Annotated in this window: 19 protein-coding genes; 8 read left to right on the forward strand and 11 right to left on the reverse strand. The window is 69.8% G+C overall.

All coding sequences use genetic code 11. The features are described 5' to 3' along the window. Window positions 1–72: 72 nt before the first annotated feature. Together phoP and phoR are read right to left on the reverse strand one after the other, a co-directional pair. A complete protein-coding gene (phoP, locus tag I8N67_RS17620; RefSeq protein WP_010985401.1) occupies window positions 73–744 on the reverse strand; it encodes a two-component system response regulator PhoP in 672 nt (223 codons plus the stop codon). A gap of 5 nt (window positions 745–749) precedes the next feature. After that, a complete protein-coding gene (phoR, locus tag I8N67_RS17625; protein WP_200304062.1) occupies window positions 750–2057 on the reverse strand; it encodes a two-component system sensor histidine kinase PhoR in 1308 nt (435 codons plus the stop codon). A gap of 265 nt (window positions 2058–2322) precedes the next feature. Between phoR and phoU the strand changes: the two genes are divergently transcribed. Continuing rightward, a complete protein-coding gene (gene phoU, locus I8N67_RS17630; protein WP_200304063.1) occupies window positions 2323–3012 on the forward strand; it encodes a phosphate signaling complex protein PhoU in 690 nt (229 codons plus the stop codon). 561 nt (window positions 3013–3573) lie between these two features. Here phoU and I8N67_RS17635 read toward each other — a convergent pair. Further along, entirely contained in the window at window positions 3574–4005 is a 432-nt protein-coding gene (locus I8N67_RS17635; protein WP_200304064.1) for a hypothetical protein, read from the reverse strand. Between the two features lie 85 nt (window positions 4006–4090). Here I8N67_RS17635 and I8N67_RS17640 point away from each other — a divergent pair, with 85 nt between their 5' ends. Beyond that, window positions 4091–4339, forward strand: coding sequence for an SCO4226 family nickel-binding protein (locus tag I8N67_RS17640; protein WP_200304065.1), 249 nt, complete (start codon window positions 4091–4093; stop codon window positions 4337–4339). A 497-nt stretch (window positions 4340–4836) separates the two neighbouring features. Here the strand turns inward: I8N67_RS17640 and I8N67_RS17645 are convergent, their stop codons facing one another. Further along, entirely contained in the window at window positions 4837–5058 is a 222-nt protein-coding gene (locus I8N67_RS17645) for a CarD family transcriptional regulator (RefSeq protein WP_200304066.1), read from the reverse strand. An 896-nt stretch (window positions 5059–5954) separates the two neighbouring features. Here I8N67_RS17645 and chvE point away from each other — a divergent pair. After that, entirely contained in the window at window positions 5955–7043 is a 1089-nt protein-coding gene (gene chvE / locus I8N67_RS17650) for a multiple monosaccharide ABC transporter substrate-binding protein (RefSeq protein ID WP_200304067.1), read from the forward strand. Between the two features lie 67 nt (window positions 7044–7110). Here the strand turns inward: chvE and I8N67_RS17655 are convergent, their stop codons facing one another. Continuing rightward, the gene (locus tag I8N67_RS17655; RefSeq protein WP_200304068.1) at window positions 7111–7872 is read right to left on the reverse strand and encodes a phosphoglyceromutase; all 762 of its coding nucleotides are present in this window, start codon (window positions 7870–7872) and stop codon (window positions 7111–7113) included. Window positions 7873–8074: 202 nt separating this feature from the next. On the opposite strand from I8N67_RS17655, the gene I8N67_RS17660 reads away from it, so the two are divergent. Further along, window positions 8075–9400: an MDR family MFS transporter gene (locus I8N67_RS17660; RefSeq protein WP_200304069.1), complete on the forward strand. Its 1326-nt coding sequence runs from the start codon at window positions 8075–8077 to the stop codon at window positions 9398–9400. 6 nt (window positions 9401–9406) lie between these two features. Here I8N67_RS17660 and I8N67_RS17665 read toward each other — a convergent pair whose 3' ends face one another. Next, window positions 9407–9850 (reverse strand): DUF2000 domain-containing protein, encoded by a 444-nt coding sequence (locus tag I8N67_RS17665; RefSeq protein ID WP_200304070.1) that lies wholly within the window; start codon window positions 9848–9850, stop codon window positions 9407–9409. 49 nt (window positions 9851–9899) lie between these two features. Here I8N67_RS17665 and I8N67_RS17670 point away from each other — a divergent pair, with 49 nt between their 5' ends. After that, window positions 9900–10793 (forward strand): helix-turn-helix transcriptional regulator, encoded by an 894-nt coding sequence (locus tag I8N67_RS17670; protein ID WP_200304071.1) that lies wholly within the window; start codon window positions 9900–9902, stop codon window positions 10791–10793. Here I8N67_RS17670 and I8N67_RS17675 read toward each other — a convergent pair. Both I8N67_RS17675 and mshA read right to left on the reverse strand, forming a co-directional pair. After that, on the reverse strand, window positions 10723–11253 hold the full coding sequence (locus I8N67_RS17675; RefSeq protein ID WP_200304072.1) for a type III secretion system chaperone family protein: 531 nt from the start codon (window positions 11251–11253) through the stop codon (window positions 10723–10725). The two genes, I8N67_RS17670 and I8N67_RS17675, sit on opposite strands and share 71 nt — an antisense overlap. A gap of 76 nt (window positions 11254–11329) precedes the next feature. After that, entirely contained in the window at window positions 11330–12670 is a 1341-nt protein-coding gene (gene mshA / locus I8N67_RS17680) for a D-inositol-3-phosphate glycosyltransferase (protein ID WP_200304073.1), read from the reverse strand. 247 nt (window positions 12671–12917) lie between these two features. Between mshA and I8N67_RS17685 the strand changes: the two genes are divergently transcribed. From I8N67_RS17685 to I8N67_RS17695, 3 genes are all read left to right on the forward strand, one after another. Then, the gene (locus I8N67_RS17685) at window positions 12918–13739 is read left to right on the forward strand and encodes a class I SAM-dependent methyltransferase (RefSeq protein ID WP_200304074.1); all 822 of its coding nucleotides are present in this window, start codon (window positions 12918–12920) and stop codon (window positions 13737–13739) included. Window positions 13740–13996: 257 nt separating this feature from the next. Next, complete coding sequence (locus tag I8N67_RS17690; RefSeq protein ID WP_200304075.1) at window positions 13997–15094, forward strand: C40 family peptidase; 1098 nt, start codon at window positions 13997–13999, stop codon at window positions 15092–15094. Window positions 15095–15841: 747 nt separating this feature from the next. After that, window positions 15842–17311 (forward strand): SpoIIE family protein phosphatase, encoded by a 1470-nt coding sequence (locus I8N67_RS17695; protein WP_200304076.1) that lies wholly within the window; start codon window positions 15842–15844, stop codon window positions 17309–17311. Window positions 17312–17396: 85 nt separating this feature from the next. Here the strand turns inward: I8N67_RS17695 and I8N67_RS17700 are convergent, their stop codons facing one another. The 3 genes from I8N67_RS17700 to I8N67_RS17710 all read right to left on the reverse strand — a co-directional run bounded on the left by I8N67_RS17700 (window position 17397) and on the right by I8N67_RS17710 (window position 19097). After that, window positions 17397–17750, reverse strand: coding sequence for a DUF2516 family protein (locus tag I8N67_RS17700; RefSeq protein WP_200304077.1), 354 nt, complete (start codon window positions 17748–17750; stop codon window positions 17397–17399). A gap of 111 nt (window positions 17751–17861) precedes the next feature. Continuing rightward, complete coding sequence (locus I8N67_RS17705) at window positions 17862–18464, reverse strand: hypothetical protein (RefSeq protein ID WP_200304078.1); 603 nt, start codon at window positions 18462–18464, stop codon at window positions 17862–17864. Between the two features lie 153 nt (window positions 18465–18617). Beyond that, the gene (locus I8N67_RS17710) at window positions 18618–19097 is read right to left on the reverse strand and encodes a helix-turn-helix domain-containing protein (protein WP_200304079.1); all 480 of its coding nucleotides are present in this window, start codon (window positions 19095–19097) and stop codon (window positions 18618–18620) included. Window positions 19098–19445: the final 348 nt, after the last annotated feature.

The following is a 19445-nucleotide window of genomic DNA, read 5'->3' on the forward strand; positions in this document are numbered from 1 at the left end:
GCGGCACCCCTCCAAGGGGTGCCGCCCTTCGGCGTACGACGCGCGCGTGGTCGTCGGTCGTCGGTCGTCGGTCTACGGCTCGAACTTGTAGCCGAGGCCGCGGACCGTCACCAGGTATCTCGGGGCGCCCGGGTCCGGCTCGATCTTGGCGCGGAGGCGCTTGACGTGGACGTCGAGGGTCTTGGTGTCACCGACGTAGTCGGCGCCCCAGACGCGGTCGATGAGCTGCATACGGGTCAGGACGCGGCCCGCGTTTCGCAGCAGCATTTCGAGCAGGTCGAACTCCTTGAGGGGGAGGTCGACCTTGGAGCCCGAGACAGTGACCACGTGACGGTCGACGTCCATACGGACGGGGCCGGCCTCCAGCGCGGCCGGGGTGACCTCCTCGGGCTCGCCGCGGCGGCGCAGTACGGCCCGGATACGGGCCACGAGTTCGCGGGAGGAGAAGGGCTTGGTGACATAGTCGTCGGCTCCTATTTCCAGGCCCACGACCTTGTCGATCTCGCTGTCCTTGGCGGTCACCATGATCACCGGGACGTTGGAACGGCCGCGCAGCTGACGGCAGACCTCGGTGCCCGGCAGGCCGGGCAGCATCAGGTCGAGGAGGACGAGGTCGGCTCCGTTGCGCTCGAACTCGTCGAGACCGTCGGGTCCGGTGGTCGCGATGGCGACCTCGAAGCCCTCTTTGCGGAGCATGTAGGACAGGGCGTCGGAGAAGGACTCCTCGTCCTCGACGACGAGCACTCGGGTCACGGAAGGACCTCCGGGGCGGGAAGCGGTTCGTACGGGGATGGGTCGGGGTGAGGCTGGCCGTCCTCGTCGTCGAGGTCGGGGTGCTGCAGTGCGCGGTCACGGGACGCGCCCGCCTCCGGCAGTCTGAGGGTGAACGTGGAGCCCTGGCCTTCGGAGCTCCACACCGTGACCTCCCCGCCGTGCGAGGCGGCCACGTGCTTGACGATCGCGAGGCCGAGACCCGTACCGCCGGTCTGGCGGGAACGGGCCGGGTCCACGCGGTAGAAACGCTCGAAGACGCGCTCCTTGTCCTTCTCCGAGATGCCGATGCCCTGGTCGGTCACGGCGATCTCGATATGGTCCCCGCCGGGCGCGGTCACCCGACGGGCGGCTATGCCGACGCGGGTGCGGGCAGGCGAGTAGTTGACGGCGTTCTCGACGAGATTGCCGAGGGCGGCGGCGAGCTGCCCGCGGTGCCCCCACACCTTCAGCTCGGCGGTTCCTCCCGCCCGTCGCCCGCCACCACCCTGTTCGAGCCCTTCGGGCGCCCCCGTGTTCGAGGCCATGGTGATCTGCTTGGTGCCCGCCTGGTGGCGGCAGCGGTCGACGGCCTCGGCGACCAGCTCGTCCACACGGACGGGCTCGGCGTCCTCCAGCGGGTCGTCGTTCTGCACCCGGGAGAGGTCGATGAGCTCCTGCACGAGGTTGGTGAGCCGGGTGGCCTCTATCTGCATCCGCCCGGCGAACCGCTCCACCGCCTCGGGGTCCTCACTCGCCCCCATGACAGCCTCGGAGAGGAGGGAGAGCGCCCCGACGGGGGTCTTCAGCTCATGGCTGACGTTGGCCACGAAGTCCCGTCGTACGGCCTCTATACGGCGGGCCTCGGTGAGGTCCTCGACGAGCAGCAGCACGAGCCGGGAGCCCAGGGGCGCGACGCGCGCGGAGACCGCGAGCGCCTCCCCGCGTCCCGTGCCGCGCCGGGGCAGGTCCAGCTCGACCTGTCGTATCTCGCCGTCCCGGCGGGTGTCGCGGGCCATCTTGAGCATCGGCTCGATGGCGAGCTTCCCCCCGCGCACCAGCCCGAGGGCGTACGCGGCGGAGCTGGCCTTGACGACGGCGTCGGCCTCGTCGAGCACGACGGCGGAGGAGCGCAGCACGGACAGCACGGTGTCGACGCCGGGCGGCAGCACCGCGTCCGTGTGCAGGGAGGTCCTGGTCGGACGCTTCTGCTCGCGCTCGCTGAAGCGGAACGCCAGCATGGCGATGACGCCGGTGAGCACTCCGGCGATCGCTGCCGCTGCGGCGACAGCCGCGTTCACGTCCATGTCTCCAGGTTAGGCACGAGGTCCGACATCCCCACAGCGATCGGAGGGCGACCTCGAACACTCGTCGCCCAGAGTTCACCTTGGAGCCAGTATTGGTTCATTTGGGGTGGCCGAAACGGACGCGTAAGAGCCGGAACGTGGGAGCGTGGGGTTCGTCGGGACCCCGGTTCACCGTTCATTCGGCCGTCCTGGCCTGGCGGAACGGCTTCCGGCACGGCTTTTCTGGTTGCTCACGAGCAGACGTACGTAAGAGAGGGACACCCTGATGCGGGACGCGTACCACGAGGAACTTGACTCGATCGGTGAGGGCCTGGTCGAGATGGCCCGTCTGGTGGGGTCGGCGATCGGACGCGCCACGACGGCGATGCTCGACGCCGACCTGAAGCTGGCCGAGAGCGTGATCGAGGCCGACAAGAAGGTCGACGACCTGCAGCACGACCTGGAGGCCCGCGCGATAGCCCTGCTGGCGAGGCAGCAGCCGGTGGCCACGGATCTCCGTATCGTCGTGACCTCGCTGCGCATGTCCGCCGACCTGGAGCGCTCAGGCGACCTCGCCCAGCACGTGGCCAAGGTCACCCGGCTGCGCTTCCCCCAGGGCGCGGTCCCGCAGGACCTGCACGCCACGATCCTGGAGATGGGCCAGCTGGCGCAGCGCCTGATGGCCAAGGCCGCCGAGGTCATCATCACCAAGGACGTCGACCTCGCGCTGCAGCTGGAGCAGGACGACGACGCGATGGACCTCCTCCACCGCACCCTCTTCCAGCACCTCATGGACGACCGCTGGAAGCACGGCATCGAGACCGCCGTCGACGTCACCCTCCTCGGCCGCTACTACGAGCGCTTCGCCGACCACGCGGTGTCGGTGGCGAAGCGGGTGGTGTACCTGGTGACGGGCGAGCACGCGGACGAGCTGCAGGCGGACATCCAGCCGGTGACGGGGGTGGAGGGGGCGTAGGCCTCCGGCGGGAGTGGGGGGGCTTGGTTCTGGGCCTGGCTCTGGGCCTGGCTCTGGGCCTGGCTCTGGGCCTGGCTCTGGGCCTGGTTCTGGTGGGGCTTGGCTCTGGTGGGGCTCCGGCGTGTGCTGTGGTCGCGGGGCGTGCGGACGCCTCCGTGCGCCGTTGATGCGCCCGGCTGAACGGGCCTGCAATGGGGCATCCAATGGGCACAGGCACCAGCCTTCGAGGAGGGACCATGGCCGAATCCCCCGCCAGCCCCAGCACGCCGGACCCGACGCGGGTCCGGGACACCCATCAGCCCGCCGACATCAAGACTCTGCCTCTCTTCGGCGCCTGCGGTTGCGGCTCCGGATGTGCGTGCGGGTGCCAGTCCGGCAACCCGTGCCAGTGCGGCTGAGCGGTACGCGGTTGCTTCGACAGGTGTGAGAAGGGGCCCGTCCCTGGTGGCGGGCCCCTTTGTCGTACCTGGTCGTGGTCGGCCGCTCAGCAAAAGGGCCCGGAGCCGTCCCGGGCAGCCATGATCACGGTCTGGAGGGGACCGTCGACGGACCCTTCGACGGTCAGGTACGCGTCGACGCCGTCGATACGCTTGCTGAAGCAGTCGTCGTCCGGTAGCGCCATCCGTGCGCCCGCGCGGAGTCCCGGTAGTGCGCGAGGACGTCCGCCTGGGTCTTGTCGGCCGCGTCGTACTCGTACGACCGCCCTGCGACCACGATCAGATCAGCGTCGTCGCACCCCTGGAGCAGTTCCCTCGCCTCTGTTCCCTCCGGCCCGGCGTCCAGCACGGGATCCTCGGCCAGCGCCTCGCCGAGCCGCCGCTCCTCGGCCCCGCACCCGTAGTCGACCAGGAAGTACCCCCACGGGAACCCCCACGACCACGAGCGCCGCGGCGGCCATGGGCCCCGACGCCGACAACCCCGCCCTCCGTATCCCCATGCCGGGTGACGCCAGCGCAACGAGGGGTCGCTCGTACGGCTGTACGGGCGCAGCATGGAGGGAGAGAGCGACCAAGCGAGAGGGAGAGAGAAAGTCAGGGCGGGGACGAGGAAGCAGGCACGACGAAGGAGGTACGGAACCATGACCAAGTTCATGGACGTCCACCACGGGATGAACGGCATCACCGCCGACCAGCTGCAAGCCGCCCACAAGGCCGACCTCGACATAGAGAAGGACGAGAACGTCCACTTCGAGCGCGCCTGGGCCGACCCCGAGTCCGGCACCGTCTACTGCCTCTCCGAGGCCCCGTCGGCCGAAGCGGTCCAGCGCATCCACGAACGCGCCGGGCACAAGGCGGACGAGATCCACGCCGTACCACTGATGGTCTGAGGACATGCGCCCCTGGGCGTACGGCCCGCCCGGCCACGGCGGACGGCAGCGGGCGGGAAGCTGCGGAGAATATGCGCAGAGCCCCCCACCAGCGAGAAAACCGCAGGTAGGGGGGCTACTCAGCGCTGCTTGGGGCGACGCTGCCCTGCCCCTGAGCGGGCGTCATCGGTCATCATCGCCACTGTCGAGCGGCCTCGGAAAGCCCGGGGTGCGGGGCCGGCCACCGAGGCCACGGTGACTGGTCGGAGTTAGCCCGCCCCGCGCTGGGCCGCGTCGATGTCTGAGAGGGATGCTTGCGCATCGTCGAGAAGGAAGGTCTCGTCCTCCCCGAGGTCCGGGGCCTGGAAGGGGTTCGTCGCCGGGGTCGGCGACGCTGCGGTGGCGTAGCGGGGCGCCCCTTCCGGGGCGGAGAACAGCGAGGTCGAGTCGATGAGAGGTCTCCCGTTGGTTACAGGGCCACGAAGGTCCCTGGCGTGCCGTGACCGGGCACAGCGGTTCTACAGCTTGCTCATTTTGTAGTACGGGCTCAGGATCCGCTGTTGGCCCGAACCGAAATCCACGAGCACAGCGATTCCTTCCTCGATGCCGGTGACCCGGCCGAGGCCGTACATGTCGTGCGTGACCTGGTCGCCCACGGCGAACTGCTTGAGCGGCGGTGCGACCGGGGCCTTGAAGGGACTGGTGGGCAAGTAGCGCTTCTGTGCAGCTGGCTTTGTCATTGTCACCAGTATGGGCCTGCGACTACCGCTCGGTGCAGTCCGTCCGCCTCCGTTGTTCGTCACAGGGCCCGCACCGCGAGCCCGCTCACCGCCGAAAGTCCGGGAAATCCGGCCGCCGACCTGGGGCTTCGACACGAGACGGGGCACACAAAGTCTCCATCACAAGACAACCTTATTGACTGCGACGGACCTCCGAAGCGCTCGGTCTCCCAGCTTGCCGGGGCGCCGGGCGCCGCCGTAAACGTACTACCGGAGCCCGAAAGTAACTCGCCGGTACCTTTCTGGAACCGTTTGTGTTCGTTCCGTTGACACCCCGCACATCCCCTCTTAATGTCACGCCAGCATCCCGACCCTGTGACGAGATCTCGAACGATTGGAAGGCGGGTGCCCTGCCCTTCACCGGAATCAGCACGCACGTGGCCGGAACGCCACGGTGCGCAGCCTGACCTACGTACGAGGGCGCACCGCCAGAGGGATCACGACCACGACCGCGCCGATCGGCGATCCGCGGGGCTTCGACGTGTCCGGGCGCCTGCTCAGCCGACGTGCCGGGCGCCCTGATTCGCTATGACCTCAGCGAGATCCGTCGGCTGTCCCCTACCGCCGCACCTGAGGTTCGGCCGGTCCCTGGCGCCCGGGATCCATCCGTACGGCGCACCTCCGCGGGGCCGATCCGGACACCGCCCGAGCCGGACAGCGCCCGGGAACGGACACCCCAGGAACAGGCACCACACCCAGAAATGGGCCCATCCCGGCGCGTCCGGCTCGCTCCGGACGTGCCCCTCGGCTGTCCGGCGTCCGGTCGGGTCGGGTCGGGTCCACCACTTCCGCCGCTGCCACCGGCATCCGGTACCCCGCCATCTCCTCAACGACGACAAGAACAGGGAACGATCATCATGCCCAACCGAAGAGCCGTCCTCGCCACCATCGCGGGAGTGGCGTCGCTCGCCCTCACCGTGTCCGCCTGCGGCGGCCAGACCAGCGAGGCCGACTCCGAGGGCGGCACCATCGGCATCGCCATGCCGACCCGGGCCTCCGAGCGCTGGCTCACCGACGGCAAGAGCGTCGTCGAGGACCTGCAGGACAAGGGGTACAAAACCGAACTGCTCTACGGTGAGGACAAACCGGCGACCCAGGTCGCGCAGATCGAGAAGATGATCAAGGAGGGCGTCGCCGCACTGATCATCGCGGCCATCGACAACAAGGCGCTGAACGACGTCCTCCAGAAGGCCGCCGATGCGGAGATCCCGGTGATCTCCTACGACCGGCTCATCCTCGGCACCAAGAACGTCGACTACTACGTCTCGTTCGACAACGAGCAGGTCGGCCGGCTCCAGGCCAGCCACATCATCGACAAGCTCGGCCTGGAGGACGGCAAGGGCCCGTTCAACATCGAACTGTTCGCCGGCTCCCCCGACGACAACAACACCAAGTTCTTCTTCGACGGCGCGATGCACCTCCTGCAGCCGTACCTGGACAACAAGCAGTTGGTCGTCCCGTCGGGCGAGACCGCGCTCGAGCAGATGACCACCCTGCGCTGGGACGGGGACATCGCGAAGAAGCGCATGAACAAGATCCTCAACGAGTCGTACACGAGCGAGAGCGTGGACGCGGTCCTGTCGCCGTACGACGGCATCTCCATCGGCATCCTCTCCGCGCTCAAGTCGCACGGCTACGGCTCCGGCAGCGAGCCCCTTCCGGTCATCACCGGCCAGGACGCCGAACTCGCCTCGGTGAAGTCGATCATCGCAGGCGAGCAGTCGCAGACCATCTACAAGGACCTCCGCCAACTCGCCGAGGTCGCCGCGACCATGGCTGACGACATACTCAACGGCGAGACCCCCCAGCTGAACAACAGGCGGGCCTACAAGAACGGCGTCAAGGCCGTACCCGCCTACCTGCTTCAGCCGATCAGCGTCGACAAGAGCAACTACGAGTACATCCTGCTCGGCAGCGAGTACTACACCGAGGCCGACCTCAAGTAATCGCACGCCGAAAGCCCCCTACTAGCGGAGATTCCGCGGGTAGGGGGCTTTTCCAGCGCTGCTCTGCTTACTTCTTCTTGCCCTGGTTCCTGACCGCCTCGATCGCGGCCGCTGCGGCGTCCGGGTCGAGGTAGGTGCCGCCGGGGTTGAGGGGCTTGAAGGTGGCGTCGAGTTCGTAGGCGAGGGGGATGCCGGTGGGGATGTTGAGGCCGGCGATGTCGGCGTCGGAGACTCCGTCGAGGTGCTTGACGAGGGCGCGGAGGGAGTTGCCGTGGGCCGCGACCAGGACCGTGCGGCCGGCGAGGAGGTCGGGGACGATGCCGTCGTACCAGTAGGGGAGCATGCGGGTGACGACGTCCTTGAGGCACTCCGTGCGGGGGCGGAGCTCCGGCGGGATGGTCGCGTAGCGCGCGTCAGCCGCCTGGGAGAACTCGGAGTCGTCCGCGAGCGCGGGCGGCGGGGTGTCGTACGAGCGGCGCCAGAGCATGAACTGCTCCTCGCCGAACTCGGCCAGGGTCTGCGCCTTGTCCTTGCCCTGGAGGGCGCCGTAGTGGCGCTCGTTCAGGCGCCAGCTGCGGTGGACCGGGATCCAGTGGCGGTCGGCGGACTCCAGGGCGAGCTGGGCGGTGCGGATGGCGCGCCTCTGGAGGGAGGTGTGGAGCACGTCCGGGAGCAGGCCGGCGTCCTTCAGCAACTCACCGCCGCGCGTCGCCTCCTTCTCTCCCTTCGGCGTGAGGTTGACGTCCACCCAGCCGGTGAACAGGTTCTTCTCGTTCCACTCGCTCTCGCCGTGGCGGAGGAGGATCAGCTTGTACGGTGCGTCGGCCATGGCTCCGAGCGTAATCGACGGCCGGGAAGCGTCGTCCGCCCGGCCGACAGGCGGACAGGCGGACAGGCGGACAGGCCGGGTGCGGCCACTCTCCGTTCGGCCACTGACCGTTGACTGGGACTGTTAATTGGGTGGCTCCGGTCCCGCGGGCGTACGTAAGGTGTGTTCGCCGTCTTGGCCGCTTACTTCCCGGGGGAGCTCCATGCCACTCGCCGCTGCCAGACGTGCCGTCCGGGAGTCCGTGTCCGGGCTGCCACGGGAGTTCTGGTGGCTGTGGACCAGCACGCTCGTCAACCGGCTAGGCGCGTTCGTGGCCACGTACATGGCGCTGTATCTGACGCTGGACCGCGGCTACTCCGCCTCGTACGCCGGGCTCGTGGCCTCGCTGCACGGGCTCGGCGGTGTCATTTCGTCGCTCGGCGCGGGGGTCATGGCCGACCGGCTCGGGCGGCGGCCCACGCTGCTCGTGGCGCAGGCCTCGACGGCCGTGTCGGTCGCGCTGCTCGGCTTCGTACAGGACCCGGTCGCCATCGCGGCCGTGGCGTTCCTCGTCGGCGCGACCAGCAACGCCTCCCGGCCGGCGGTGCAGGCGATGATGGCGGACATCGTGCGGCCGGAGGACCGCGTCCGCGCCTTCTCCTTGAACTACTGGGCCATCAACCTCGGTTTCGCCGTCTCCTCCATGGCCGCCGGGTTCATCGCCGAGGTCAGTTATCGCGCCGGGTTCCTCATCGAGGCGGGGATGACGATGGCCTGCGCGATCGTCGTCTTCCTGAAGCTGCCGGAGTCCCGGCCGGAGCGTACGGCGGTGGAGCAGGCCGCCGAGGACGAGGTCGGGCTGGGGACCGTCGTGCGCGACGGGCGGTTCATGGGCGTCGTCGGGCTGTCCTTCCTCGTGGCGCTGATCTTCCAGCAGGGGTCGGTCGGGCTGCCGGTCGCGATGGGCGAGGCCGGTTTCGCACCTGCGGAGTACGGCCTGGCCATCGCCGTCAACGGTGTGCTGATCGTCGCTCTCCAGATCCCCGTCACCCGTTTCATCGAGCACCGCGATCCCGGGCGGCTCCTCGTCATCTCCTCCGTGCTCGCCGGGTACGGCTTCGGCCTCACCGCCTTCGCCGGGTCGATCGGGGTCTTCGCCCTCACCGTGTGCGTCTGGACCCTCGCCGAGATCATCAACGCGCCCACCCAGACCGGCCTCGTCGTCCGCCTCTCCCCGGTGCAGGGGCGCGGGCGCTACCAGGGCATGTACACCATGTCGTGGTCCGTCGCCGCGCTGGTCGCGCCGCTGATGTCCGGCGTCGTCATCGACCGGTGGGGCGCGGAGTGGCTGTGGGGGTTGTGCGCGGTGGTGGGGACCCTGGCGGGGGTGGGGTACTGGGCTTTGATGCGGCGGTTGCCCGAAGAGGAGGAGAAGGAGAAGGAGAAGGAGAACGGCGAGGACATCTCTCCGGGTCCGAGTCCGGCGGACGAGGCCGTGACGGAGACCGTGGCGGAGGCCGACGCCCGGATGAGGTCAGGGTCGGTCTGAGGGCGCTCAGGGGTGCATCCGCGCCCCCTTCATCACCTTGTCCACGGCGTTGCGCGGCCCGTGGACCGCCAGACCCACCAGGTCCAGCTCCGTCGTACGAACCGCCCGTACGGCGGCCCGGTTGTCGCGGTCGTTTCCCGTGGCGAAGAGATCGGACGTGAAGACCGCTCGTGGAAGGGCCCGGGAGAGGGCGCGGGCGTGGGCGGACTTCAGTAGTTCCTTCGAGCCCTCGAAGACGAGGACCGGCTGGCGGAACATCGGCAGATACGCCGTGCCGTCGGCGTCCTCGTACGGCTCGCCGATCACCTCGGGCTCGGCGGAGCCCAGGCCGCTGACGAGGAAGGAGGTGACGTTGAGGCGTTGCCAGGTTTCGAGGTCGTCGCGGAGGAGGACGGCGATCTTGGTGTCGAAGCGGACGGGGGCCTGCCCCACCGGGGTCTCGCTGTTCATGGGATGAGAATGCCGACCGGCGTACGACCCCGTCTTGTACGTTCTTTGCATGCGCCCTCTGCGGCCGAAGTGCCCTCAGGAGCCCCCTCAACGGCTCCCTCCACAGTCCCCTCAGCGCGAGGTCTCGGCTTGGCGCCCCCACGTACCCGGCATCGTCGAGGTGTTCCACGCGCACTACACGGAGTACGCGTACCCGATGCATGTGCATGACGTCTGGACGCTGTTGATCGTCGACGACGGGGCCGTGCGGTACGAGTTGGACCGCCATGAGCACGGGACGCCGCACGACACGGTCTCGTTGCTGCCGCCGCACGTACCGCACAACGGATCGCCGGTGACGGCGGAGGGCTTCCGTAAGCGGGTGTTGTACCTGGACCCGGCTGCGAGCGCGCTGGACGAGAGTCTCATCGGAGCGGCGGTGGACACGCCGGACCTGCGGGATCCCGTACTGCGGCTGCGGGTGGGGCAGTTGCACGCGGCGCTCGCGCGGCAGGGGGACGAATTGGAGGCCGAGAGCCGGCTCGCGCTCGTCGGGGAGCGGTTGCGGGGGCATCTGCGGCCACGGGCGGCGCGGGGGCCGCGGCCCGACGGTCGTACGCTCGCCCATCGGCTGCGGGAGCTGATCGACGAGCGGGTGGCGGACGGGCTGACCCTGGAGGAGGCTGCAGGGGTCGTGCACGCGCATCCCGCGCACCTCGTACGGGCGTTCGGGGCGGCTTTCGGGATCGCGCCGCACCAGTATTTGATGTCACGGCGGGTGGGGCTGGCCAGGCGGTTGTTGCTGGAGGGGCTGCGGCCGGGGGAAGTGGCGGTGGCGGCCGGGTTCTACGACCAGGCGCATCTGACGCGGCATTTCCGGCGGTGGGTGGGGACTACTCCGGGGCGCTATCAGGGTGGTCCGCGCCCCCTGGAGGATCGGTCCGTTCGCGTGTCAGGTGGCTGAACGCGTCCAGGTTGCGGGTCGATTCACCGCGGGACACGCGCCAGGCGTACTCCTTGCGGATCGCGGAGGCGAAGCCCAGTTCGAGAAGGGTGTTGAAGGCGCCGTCCGCCGCTTCGAGGACCTGGCCGAGGATGCCGTCGATCCCGTCGGCGGTGACGGCGGACAGCGGCAGGCGGGCCGTGACGTAGACGTCGCCGAGCCGGTCGACGGCGTAACTCACGGCGTACAGCTTGAGGTTGCGCTCCAGGAGCCAGCGGTGGACGCCCGCCTCGTTCTCGTCGGGGTGGCGGATCACGAAGGCGTTGAGGGAGAGGGAGTGCTTGCCGACGAGGAGGGAGACGGTCGTCGAGAGCTTGCGGGTGCCGGGGAGTTTCACGACGTAGTTGCCGGGTCCCGGGCTCTCCCACTCCAGCTCGGCCTCGTTGAGGACCTGCTCGATGATCGATGCCGCGTCAGCCATGGGGCGAGGGTACCCGGCGGTGGCCGGGCGTCGGCCGTGCAGCAGTCGCGGAGGGGCAGGTGGCGGTGGTCGCGCGTCAGACCCGGTGCGCGCGGGTCAGGTGGCGGCGGTAGTCGTGCGTGGCCGCCGTGTACACGTCCGCGGTGGCGGCGGCGGCCGTGTCCCAGCCGAAGGACTCGGCGTGGCGGGCGGCGGCCGCGCCCATACGGCCGGTGAGCTCGGGGGCGTCGGCGAAATCGCGCAGCACGCGCGCGTACGCGACGGGATCGTGGCCCTCGACCAGGAAGCCCGTGTGCCCGTCCCGCACGGCGACCGGGAGGCCGCCGACGGAGGCCGCCAGCACCGGCGTACCGGCCGCCTGCGCCTCGATGGCGACGAGCCCGAACGACTCGCTGTACGACGGCATGACCAGCACGGACGCCGCCCGGAACCAGTCCGCGAGCTGCTCCTGCCCTACGGGCGGGCGGAAGCGTACGACGTCGGCGATGCCCAGCCGCGCGGCCAGCTTCTGCAAACCCTCCGGCTTGGCGAGGCCGCTGCCGCTCGGCCCGCCGACGACCGGGACGACGATCCGCGACCGAAGCTCGGGGCGTTCGTCGAGGAGGACGGCGACGGCCCGGAGCAGTACGTCGGGGGCCTTGAGGGGCTGGATGCGGCCGGCGAAGAGGGGGATCAGGGCGTCCTGGGGCAGACCGAGACGCGCCCTGGCCGCCGCACGGCCGTCGGCGGGGCGGAAGCGGTCGAGGTTCACGCCGGGGTGGACGACAGCGACCTTGCTCCGGTCGGCCTCGTAGTGGCGTACGAGTTCGTCGGCCTCCTCGGCCGTGTTGGCTATGAGGCGGTCGGCGGCGCGGACGATCTGGGTCTCGCCGATGACGCGGGCGGCCGGCTCGGGGGTGTCGTCGGCGGCGAGGGCGGCGTTCTTGACCTTCGCCATGGTGTGCATGGCGTGCACCAGGGGGACGCCCCAGCGTTCGGCGGCCAGCCAGCCGACGTGGCCGGAGAGCCAGTAGTGCGAGTGGACGAGGTCGTAGTGGCCGGGGCGATGGCCCGCCCACGCCTGCATCACGCCGTGCGTGAAGGCGCACAGCTGCGCCGGGAGCTCCTCCTTCGCCAGGCCCTCGTACGGGCCCGCGTCGACGTGCCGGACGAGGACACCGGGAGCCAGTTCGACCGTCGGGGGCAGTGCGCCGGTCGTCGCCCGGGTGAAGATCTCCACCTCGATGCCCTGTGCGGCCAGGCGCTGCGCCAGCTCCACGATGTATACGTTCATCCCGCCCGCGTCGCCCGTGCCGGGCTGGTGCAGCGGTGAGGTGTGTACGGACAGCATCGCGACGCGCCGCGGCTTCCGGTACAACCTCAGCCGCGCCGCGGCGGCCGGGGAGCGGCGCCCGAGCCTGCCGATGTAGTGGCTCACCTGGCGTTCCTCCTTGCTCCGGACATGCCGTTCGGAGGGCATACGGGACCCTCTGAAGAGGGCAAACGCCGGAGGAAGTCATTCCATTTCCTCTTTGCAGAATTATTACCGAGAATCGGTCAACCGTTCGAGACATGTGGGGGTTGGGGGCCCGGGAGAGGGCCGGGGAGGGAGAAGCGGAGGCAGGCTGGGCAGGGCTGGCTGGGCCGGGCTGGGCACAACCCTCCGCCCGCATACCCTCGACCTCATGGCCCCCCATCCCATCGGCACCGTGACGCGCGGCACCACCAACCCCAACCGCCTCCGCCGCATGGACCGCTGGATCGCCGCCACCCACGGCGCCCAACTCCGCCGTGCGACCACTCCCCTCGCCGTGGACCTCGGTTACGGGGCCGCCCCCTGGACGGCGGTCGAACTGCTGCGACGCCTCCGCACCGCCGCGCCCCGCACCCAGGTGGTCGGCGTGGAGATCGACCCGGCCAGGGTCGCCGCCGCGAAGCCGTACGAGCGCGAGGGGCTGACCTTCCGGCACGGCGGCTTCGAGGTGGCCGTACCGGGCCGCCCGACCCTCATCCGGGCGGCGAACGTACTGCGCCAGTACGACGAGGAGGAGGTCGCCGCGGTCTGGGAGCGGCTGTGCTCCCGACTCGAACCGGCCGCGCCCCACACCACCGGGGGTCTGCTCCACACCACCGGGGGTCTGCTCGTGGAGGGCACCTGCGACGAGATCGGCCGGCGCCATGTCTGGGTGGCCCTCGGCCCGGAGGGCCCCCGCACGATCACCTTCGCCACCCGCCTCGGCTCCCTGGACCGCCCCTCCGACCTCGCCGAACGCCTCCCGAAGGCCCTCATCCACCGCAACGTCCCCGGCGAACCGGTGCACGCCTTCCTCCGCGACTTCGACCGCGCCTGGGCCGCCGCGTCCCCGTACGCCTCGTACGGCGCGCGGCAGCGCTGGATCCGCACGGTCCGCGCGCTGAGCGCCGACTGGCCCGTACGGGACGGGGTGCCGCGGTGGCGGCAGGGCGAAGTGACGGTGGCGTGGCAGGCATTGGCGCCACGGGGGTGAGTCCCGGTGCGAAACCGGCCCGGGTACGGGGCTGGTGACGCAAAGTGATTTTCCCGTGACGCAGGGGAACGATCCCCCGGGGCCGTTCGTCACACAGACGAGGACCGTGTCATGCAGGTGGGAGCAGGGGGAAGGGAGAGGAAGGGAGTTCTTGCCCGCCTCTGTCGCATCGCGCGGCGCCATGACACGATCACCCGGGCGCCGAGATGTTACTGACGGTTAATCAGTTCTGGTCTGTTGGGTTGGGGGCAAGAGGTATGGGAGCCGGCAAGCGGAACCTGACCATGGCGGCCATGGCCGTGGTCTGCGCGATGGCCGTACTCGGAGGACCGGCCACCGCGTACGCGAGCCAGACGAAACCGACCGAGCCGACCCCGAGCCCGAGCCCGACGCCCTCCCCTTCGAACACTCCCGTGTCGAACGAGGAGTTGGAGGCCGTACGCCAGCAGTTGGAGGGCCTCTACCACGACGCGGCGGTCGCCACGGACGAGTACAACGCGGCCGAGGAGAAGGCCGACAAACAGTCCGCCGAGATCGTGGATCTGGCGCACGAGATCGTCAAGGGCCAGGAGAAGCTGGACGAGTTGCAGGACCTCATCGGTGCGGCGGCCCGCGCCCAGTACCGCGGCGGCGGCCTCCCGCCCGAGGTGCAGCTGTGGCTGAGCGAGAACCCCCAGGAGTTCCTGGAGGGCACGGACCGCCTGCGTCAGGGGCAGCTCGCCACCAAGGGTCTGCTCGCAGAAATGAACCAGACCCAGGACGACTTGGAGCAGTACTCCAGCGACGCCTCCGACCGCTGGGAAAAGCTGGAGGCCAACCGCAAGGCCAAGGAGAAGGCCAAGAAGAAGATCAAGAAGCAGATCTCCGCCGCCGAGGAGGTCGAGGCCCAGCTGGAGGACGACGAGCGGGAGCGGCTCGCCCAGTTGGAAGAGGACGCCGCACAGGAGTCACAGGCCGCCTGGCTCGACTCCGGCATACTCGACGAGATCAACGGCAAGGCGTCCGAGCAGGGCAAGAAGGCCGTGAAGTTCGCGACGGACCAGATAGGAAAGCCGTACGAATGGGGCGCCGAGGGCCCCAAGACCTACGACTGCTCCGGCCTCACCAGCCAGGCCTGGGCCGCCGCCGGCCTGACCATCCCCCGCACCTCCCAGGAACAGTGGAAGCAGCTCAAGCGCATCGACGTCCAGGACATGCGCCCCGGCGACCTCATCATCTACAACTCCGACGCCAGCCATGTCGCGATGTACATAGGCGCAGGCTCGATCATCCACGCGCCCCGGCCCGGGCGGACGGTCACGATCGCGGGGGCGGGGACTATGCAGATCCTGGCGGTTGTACGGCCGGATGCGTGAGGTGGGTCGGGCGCTGTGAGGTAGGCAGCGGGGGCGAGGAAATCTGGCGGGGCCAGGGGGACGCAGCACCCTGGCGGGGGTCCAGGGGGCGCAGCGCCCCTGGCGGGGTCCGGGGCGGAGCCCCGTGAGGGGCCCTCCCGCGAAGGCCAGAGGACGCAGCACCCCTGGCGAGGTCCGGGGCGGAGCCCCATGAGGGGACCTCCCACGAGAGCCAAGGGACGCCAAGCCCCTGGCCGGGCCCGGGGCGGAGCCCCATGAAGGGCCCTCCCGCGAAGGCCAGAGGACGCAGCACCCGGCGGGAACGCAGCGGGGTCGAAGGGGCGCAGCCCCTGGGGATGGGACGGGTGGGGGCGGCGGGGGCGAGCACCTCCCGGGTCAGCCGACCGACCACGGCAACCAGCCCCCAGCCGCTCCTGCCGCCAGCCCCAGCCCCAGCCCCAGCCCCAGCCCCAGCCCCAGCCCCAGCGAATCCTCCTGCCACCCCGCCCACCCCCGTGACCCACCCCACGTGACTCTCACCACCTTCCCCGCCTCGGCTCAACCCCACCCGCGTGACATTCGTCATCCCAGGTGAAAGCACCGCCATGTCCAAGTGCGTTCCAGGATGCGGCATATGACGGTGGCCGATTGCCGCCCGGCACCCCGCCAACCATTCCGTTGCGGCGGCGCCTGACGCTATGGTCCCCGTCGGTGGGTCGAGGTCCCTCGCCCCACCGTGCCCTCGGGGGGAGGGAAGGAACCAAGTCGATGCCCGTACCCGTACCGCGGCAGAGAGCGACCCCGGCCGCGGAGAGTGGTCAGGCGCACGCCGTGTCCGCGCCCAGCGGCCCATCCGGAGAGGGGGCGGCCATGAACGCCTCGGCCCTGGCCCCTGCAGACAACTCCACAGACCCGCCCGGCGCCACCGGTACCGGTACCGGCTCCACCAACCTCACGGTCCTCCTGATCGAGGACGACCCGGCGGGCTCCCTCAACGTGCCCGGGCTGCTCGACTCCACGGGCAAGCCGATCCGCGTCCGCACCGCCCGCAACCTCACCGAGGCCCAGCGGCTGCTGACCGACGACGTCAACTGCATCCTCCTGGACCTGGCCCTGCCGGCCCCGACCCGCCCCACGGACTCGGGCCCCGGCACGGCCCCCGGCTCCGGAACAACCACAGGCGCAGCCCCCAGCACAAGCCCCAACCCGGACACCGGCACCACCAGCACAGGCCCCGGCCCCGTCCCCCCCGATGAACTCTCCGTCCTCAAACACGTCCTACAGTTGGCCCCCCGCCACGCCGTACTCGCCCTCACCGACTCCGGCGACGCAGAACGCGGCACGGAGGCGGTCCGGGTCGGCGCACAGGACTACCTGTTCCGGGACGAACTGGACGGCCGCCTCCTGAGCCGAGCGATCCGCTACGCGGTGGAGCGGAAGCGGTCGGACACGGCCGAGCGCCGGCTCACCGAATCCAAGCTGCGCGCCCAGGAGAACGCCCGCCTGGAACGCGGCCTGCTGCCCACCCCCCTGCTGGAGGGCTCGTCCCTGCGGTTCGCCGCCCGCTACCGCCCGGGCCGTTCCCGTGCCCTGCTCGGCGGCGACTTCTACGACACCGTCCGCACCCCCGACGGCACCGTGCACGTCATGATCGGCGACGTCTGCGGGCACGGCCCCGACGAGGCGGCGCTCGGCGTGGAGCTGCGGATCGCCTGGCGGGCGCTGACGTTCGCGGGGCTGTGCGGCGACGAACTGCTCTCGACACTGCAACGCGTCCTGGAGCACGAGCGCGAGAACGACGAGATCTTCGCGACGCTCTGCACCGTCGACATCGCCCCCGACGGCCGCCGCGCGGGCCTCTGCCTCGCCGGCCACCCGTCCCCGCTGATCGTCCGCCACGGCCACGGCCGTACCACCGCGCCGGCCGAGCTGCTGCCGTACGACAACGGCGGCCCCGCCCTCGGCCTGCTCCCGAACGCCCGCTGGCCGCGCACCCAGATCGAACTGGGCGCCGCCTGGAGTCTGATGCTCTACACCGACGGCCTGATAGAGGGCCGGATCGGCGAGGGCAAGGAGCGGCTGGGCCAGGACGGCATGGTGGAGATGGTCCGCCGCCAGCTGGCCGAAGGCCTGCGCGGCGAGGACCTGCTGCGCGCCGCCGTGAACGAGGTCCGCGACCTCAACGGCGGCGAACTGACCGACGACGTGGCGGTACTCCTACTGGACCGCGACAACTGACGAAGGCCGAGGCACACCAGGGGGCGAGGCCGACGCCCCTTCGGTTTCCCCGGTCCTCCGGTCCACCACGCCGTTATACGGCGGTTCACCGACCGCCGTTGTACGGCCCGTACGGACCGTCGCTGCTGGACCCACTGCGTCCGCCGCCACCGCCCCCACCGGAGATCTGCTTGACCGCGGGCCGGACATCCACGATGTACACGATGCTCGCGATGACGCCGATGATCGGGAGGAACGACAGGATCGAGAACAGGTAGCTCACGACGAGGGCGATACCGAGGATGATCAGCCAGAACACCTTGCTCTGCTTGTCCGCCGCGCGGAACGCGTCCTCACGCCGGAACGCGGCGTCGAACAGCCCGAACGCGGCAAGAGCCATCAGGACGATCTTCAGCAGTCCCAAGAACCCCGCAAAGCCCGTCAACAGCATGCCGCCCACACCACCCGTTCTGTCCGCTCCACCGACCGAGTCCTACGCGGCCACCGTACCCGTAGAACGGGCCGGCCACCCCGAAGGTGCCCGGCCCGTCCACGTAGCAAGGCTGTCTGTTTACTCGGCGGCCGGAGTGGTCTTCTTCGCGGCCGCCGGCTTCCGGGCCGGAGCCTTCTTGGCCGCGGTCTTCTTGGCCGGGGCGGGCGCGTCCTTGGCCTCGGCCGGCTTCGCGGCCGCCGGCTCGTCCTTGACCTCGACGGGCTCGGACTTCGGCTCGACGGCGATCGCGAGCTCCTCGATCTCCTCCGCGGCCTCGCCACGCCAGGTCTTCACGGCCTGCTCACCGTGCTCGGCGACCTTCTCGTACGTCTCCCGGGCCTTCACGGCGTACTCGGCGGCGACGCCGACACCACGCAGCGCGAGGTCCTGAGCCGTCTCACCGAACTTCTTCAGGTCGGTGTCGAGGGTGCCGAGGAACTCGGTGACCTTGGTCTGAACGGTCTCCTGGGTCTCCTTGACCCGAGCGGTCGCCTTCTCCTGGACAGCCTTCGGGTCGGTCTGGCGTACGGCTTCGATCTTGGCCGGCGCCTCGGCACGCAGCTGCTCGACGATGCCGGGCACCTTCTTCGCCTGCTGGAGCGCGAGGTCGGCGGTGCCGGCGGCGAAGTAGAACGGCGTCGGGTCGGAGACGGCCTTGCGGATGTCGTCGGTGATGGCCATGGTGATGGTCCTCCCGGGTTGCATTGGCTGAGGGTTTTGGGGTCGGTCCGTTGCGCGGCAGTTGACTTGGTCAGGCCGCCGGTCTGTCCGATCGCATCGGTCTGTCCGAAGTCATCGAGGTCGTAGAGCTCGTCGAGGTCATCAACTCATCCCTCAACTCGCCGTCTGCTGCGGACCGGCATCACTGCCGTCGGCCGTGCGGGGGCCCGGGCCCACGGGTTCCTCGGTATCCACATCCACATCCATCACCACATCCACCGCCGCGCCGACGCCGACGCCGATCTCGAACCCGTTCTCCTTGCGGAAGGACTCGTAGATCTGCAGCAGCACCTGCTTCTGCCGCTCGTTCAGCGTGGGATCGGCGAGGATGACGGCGCGCGTCTCCACCTCGTCGCGATCCCGTTCGGCGTCGAGAATGCCGGCCCGCACGTACAGCGTCTCGGCGGAGATCCGCAGCGCCTTGGCGACCTGCTGCAACACCTCCGCGCTCGGCTTGCGCAGCCCGCGCTCGATCTGACTCAGATACGGATTGGACACCCCGGCGGCGTCGGCGAGCTGCCTGAGCGACAGCTGCGCGTTCCGCCGCTGTTCACGCAGGTACTCACCGAGATTGCCGACGTTGAGCGATGCCATGCCCCCACCATGCCCCACCCTTGCTAACTTTTGCAAGCACCCGCTTGCAAAAGTGCGCTAGGCCACTGCGGTGAGCCTGATGTGACTCGTCACGTTAACTGTCGTGTTGGCGAGTGTCCGGTCCCAGCGATGTGTGGGCAGTCCCGCTCTTCTGTGGGCAAGAGGACCACCGTCCCGGTCATCTGTCGGCAAGTTCTGAGGTGTTCCAGTCTTCTGTGGGCAGGGCAGTCGCGCCGTTTCTACGGTCGGTACAGGTAGTCAGCGGCGTACGTACGGGGTCTGGATGACTGCACACATGGATGGCCCGGAGTCGGCCGAGGGCTTCGAGATCGAGTACGTCGACCCGAC

The sequence above is a fragment of the Streptomyces adelaidensis genome (assembly GCF_016598475.1).
GTDB lineage: Bacteria > Actinomycetota > Actinomycetes > Streptomycetales > Streptomycetaceae > Streptomyces > Streptomyces adelaidensis.

What these genes read in the sequence shown, in the direction of transcription:
- phoR (WP_200304062.1), bottom strand. Translation starts at nt 2,057, where the DNA reads ATGGACGTGAACGCGGCTGTCGCCGCAGCGGCAGCGATCGCCGGAGTG.
- phoU (WP_200304063.1), top strand. Translation starts at nt 2,323, where the DNA reads ATGCGGGACGCGTACCACGAGGAACTTGACTCGATCGGTGAGGGCCTG.
- I8N67_RS17635 (WP_200304064.1), bottom strand. Translation starts at nt 4,005, where the DNA reads ATGCTGCGCCCGTACAGCCGTACGAGCGACCCCTCGTTGCGCTGGCGT.
- I8N67_RS17640 (WP_200304065.1), top strand. Translation starts at nt 4,091, where the DNA reads ATGACCAAGTTCATGGACGTCCACCACGGGATGAACGGCATCACCGCC.
- I8N67_RS17645 (WP_200304066.1), bottom strand. Translation starts at nt 5,058, where the DNA reads ATGACAAAGCCAGCTGCACAGAAGCGCTACTTGCCCACCAGTCCCTTC.
- chvE (WP_200304067.1), top strand. Translation starts at nt 5,955, where the DNA reads ATGCCCAACCGAAGAGCCGTCCTCGCCACCATCGCGGGAGTGGCGTCG.
- I8N67_RS17655 (WP_200304068.1), bottom strand. Translation starts at nt 7,872, where the DNA reads ATGGCCGACGCACCGTACAAGCTGATCCTCCTCCGCCACGGCGAGAGC.
- I8N67_RS17660 (WP_200304069.1), top strand. Translation starts at nt 8,075, where the DNA reads ATGCCACTCGCCGCTGCCAGACGTGCCGTCCGGGAGTCCGTGTCCGGG.
- I8N67_RS17665 (WP_200304070.1), bottom strand. Translation starts at nt 9,850, where the DNA reads ATGAACAGCGAGACCCCGGTGGGGCAGGCCCCCGTCCGCTTCGACACC.
- I8N67_RS17670 (WP_200304071.1), top strand. Translation starts at nt 9,900, where the DNA reads ATGCGCCCTCTGCGGCCGAAGTGCCCTCAGGAGCCCCCTCAACGGCTC.
- I8N67_RS17675 (WP_200304072.1), bottom strand. Translation starts at nt 11,253, where the DNA reads ATGGCTGACGCGGCATCGATCATCGAGCAGGTCCTCAACGAGGCCGAG.
- I8N67_RS17685 (WP_200304074.1), top strand. Translation starts at nt 12,918, where the DNA reads ATGGCCCCCCATCCCATCGGCACCGTGACGCGCGGCACCACCAACCCC.
- I8N67_RS17690 (WP_200304075.1), top strand. Translation starts at nt 13,997, where the DNA reads ATGGGAGCCGGCAAGCGGAACCTGACCATGGCGGCCATGGCCGTGGTC.
- I8N67_RS17695 (WP_200304076.1), top strand. Translation starts at nt 15,842, where the DNA reads ATGCCCGTACCCGTACCGCGGCAGAGAGCGACCCCGGCCGCGGAGAGT.
- I8N67_RS17705 (WP_200304078.1), bottom strand. Translation starts at nt 18,464, where the DNA reads ATGGCCATCACCGACGACATCCGCAAGGCCGTCTCCGACCCGACGCCG.
- I8N67_RS17710 (WP_200304079.1), bottom strand. Translation starts at nt 19,097, where the DNA reads ATGGCATCGCTCAACGTCGGCAATCTCGGTGAGTACCTGCGTGAACAG.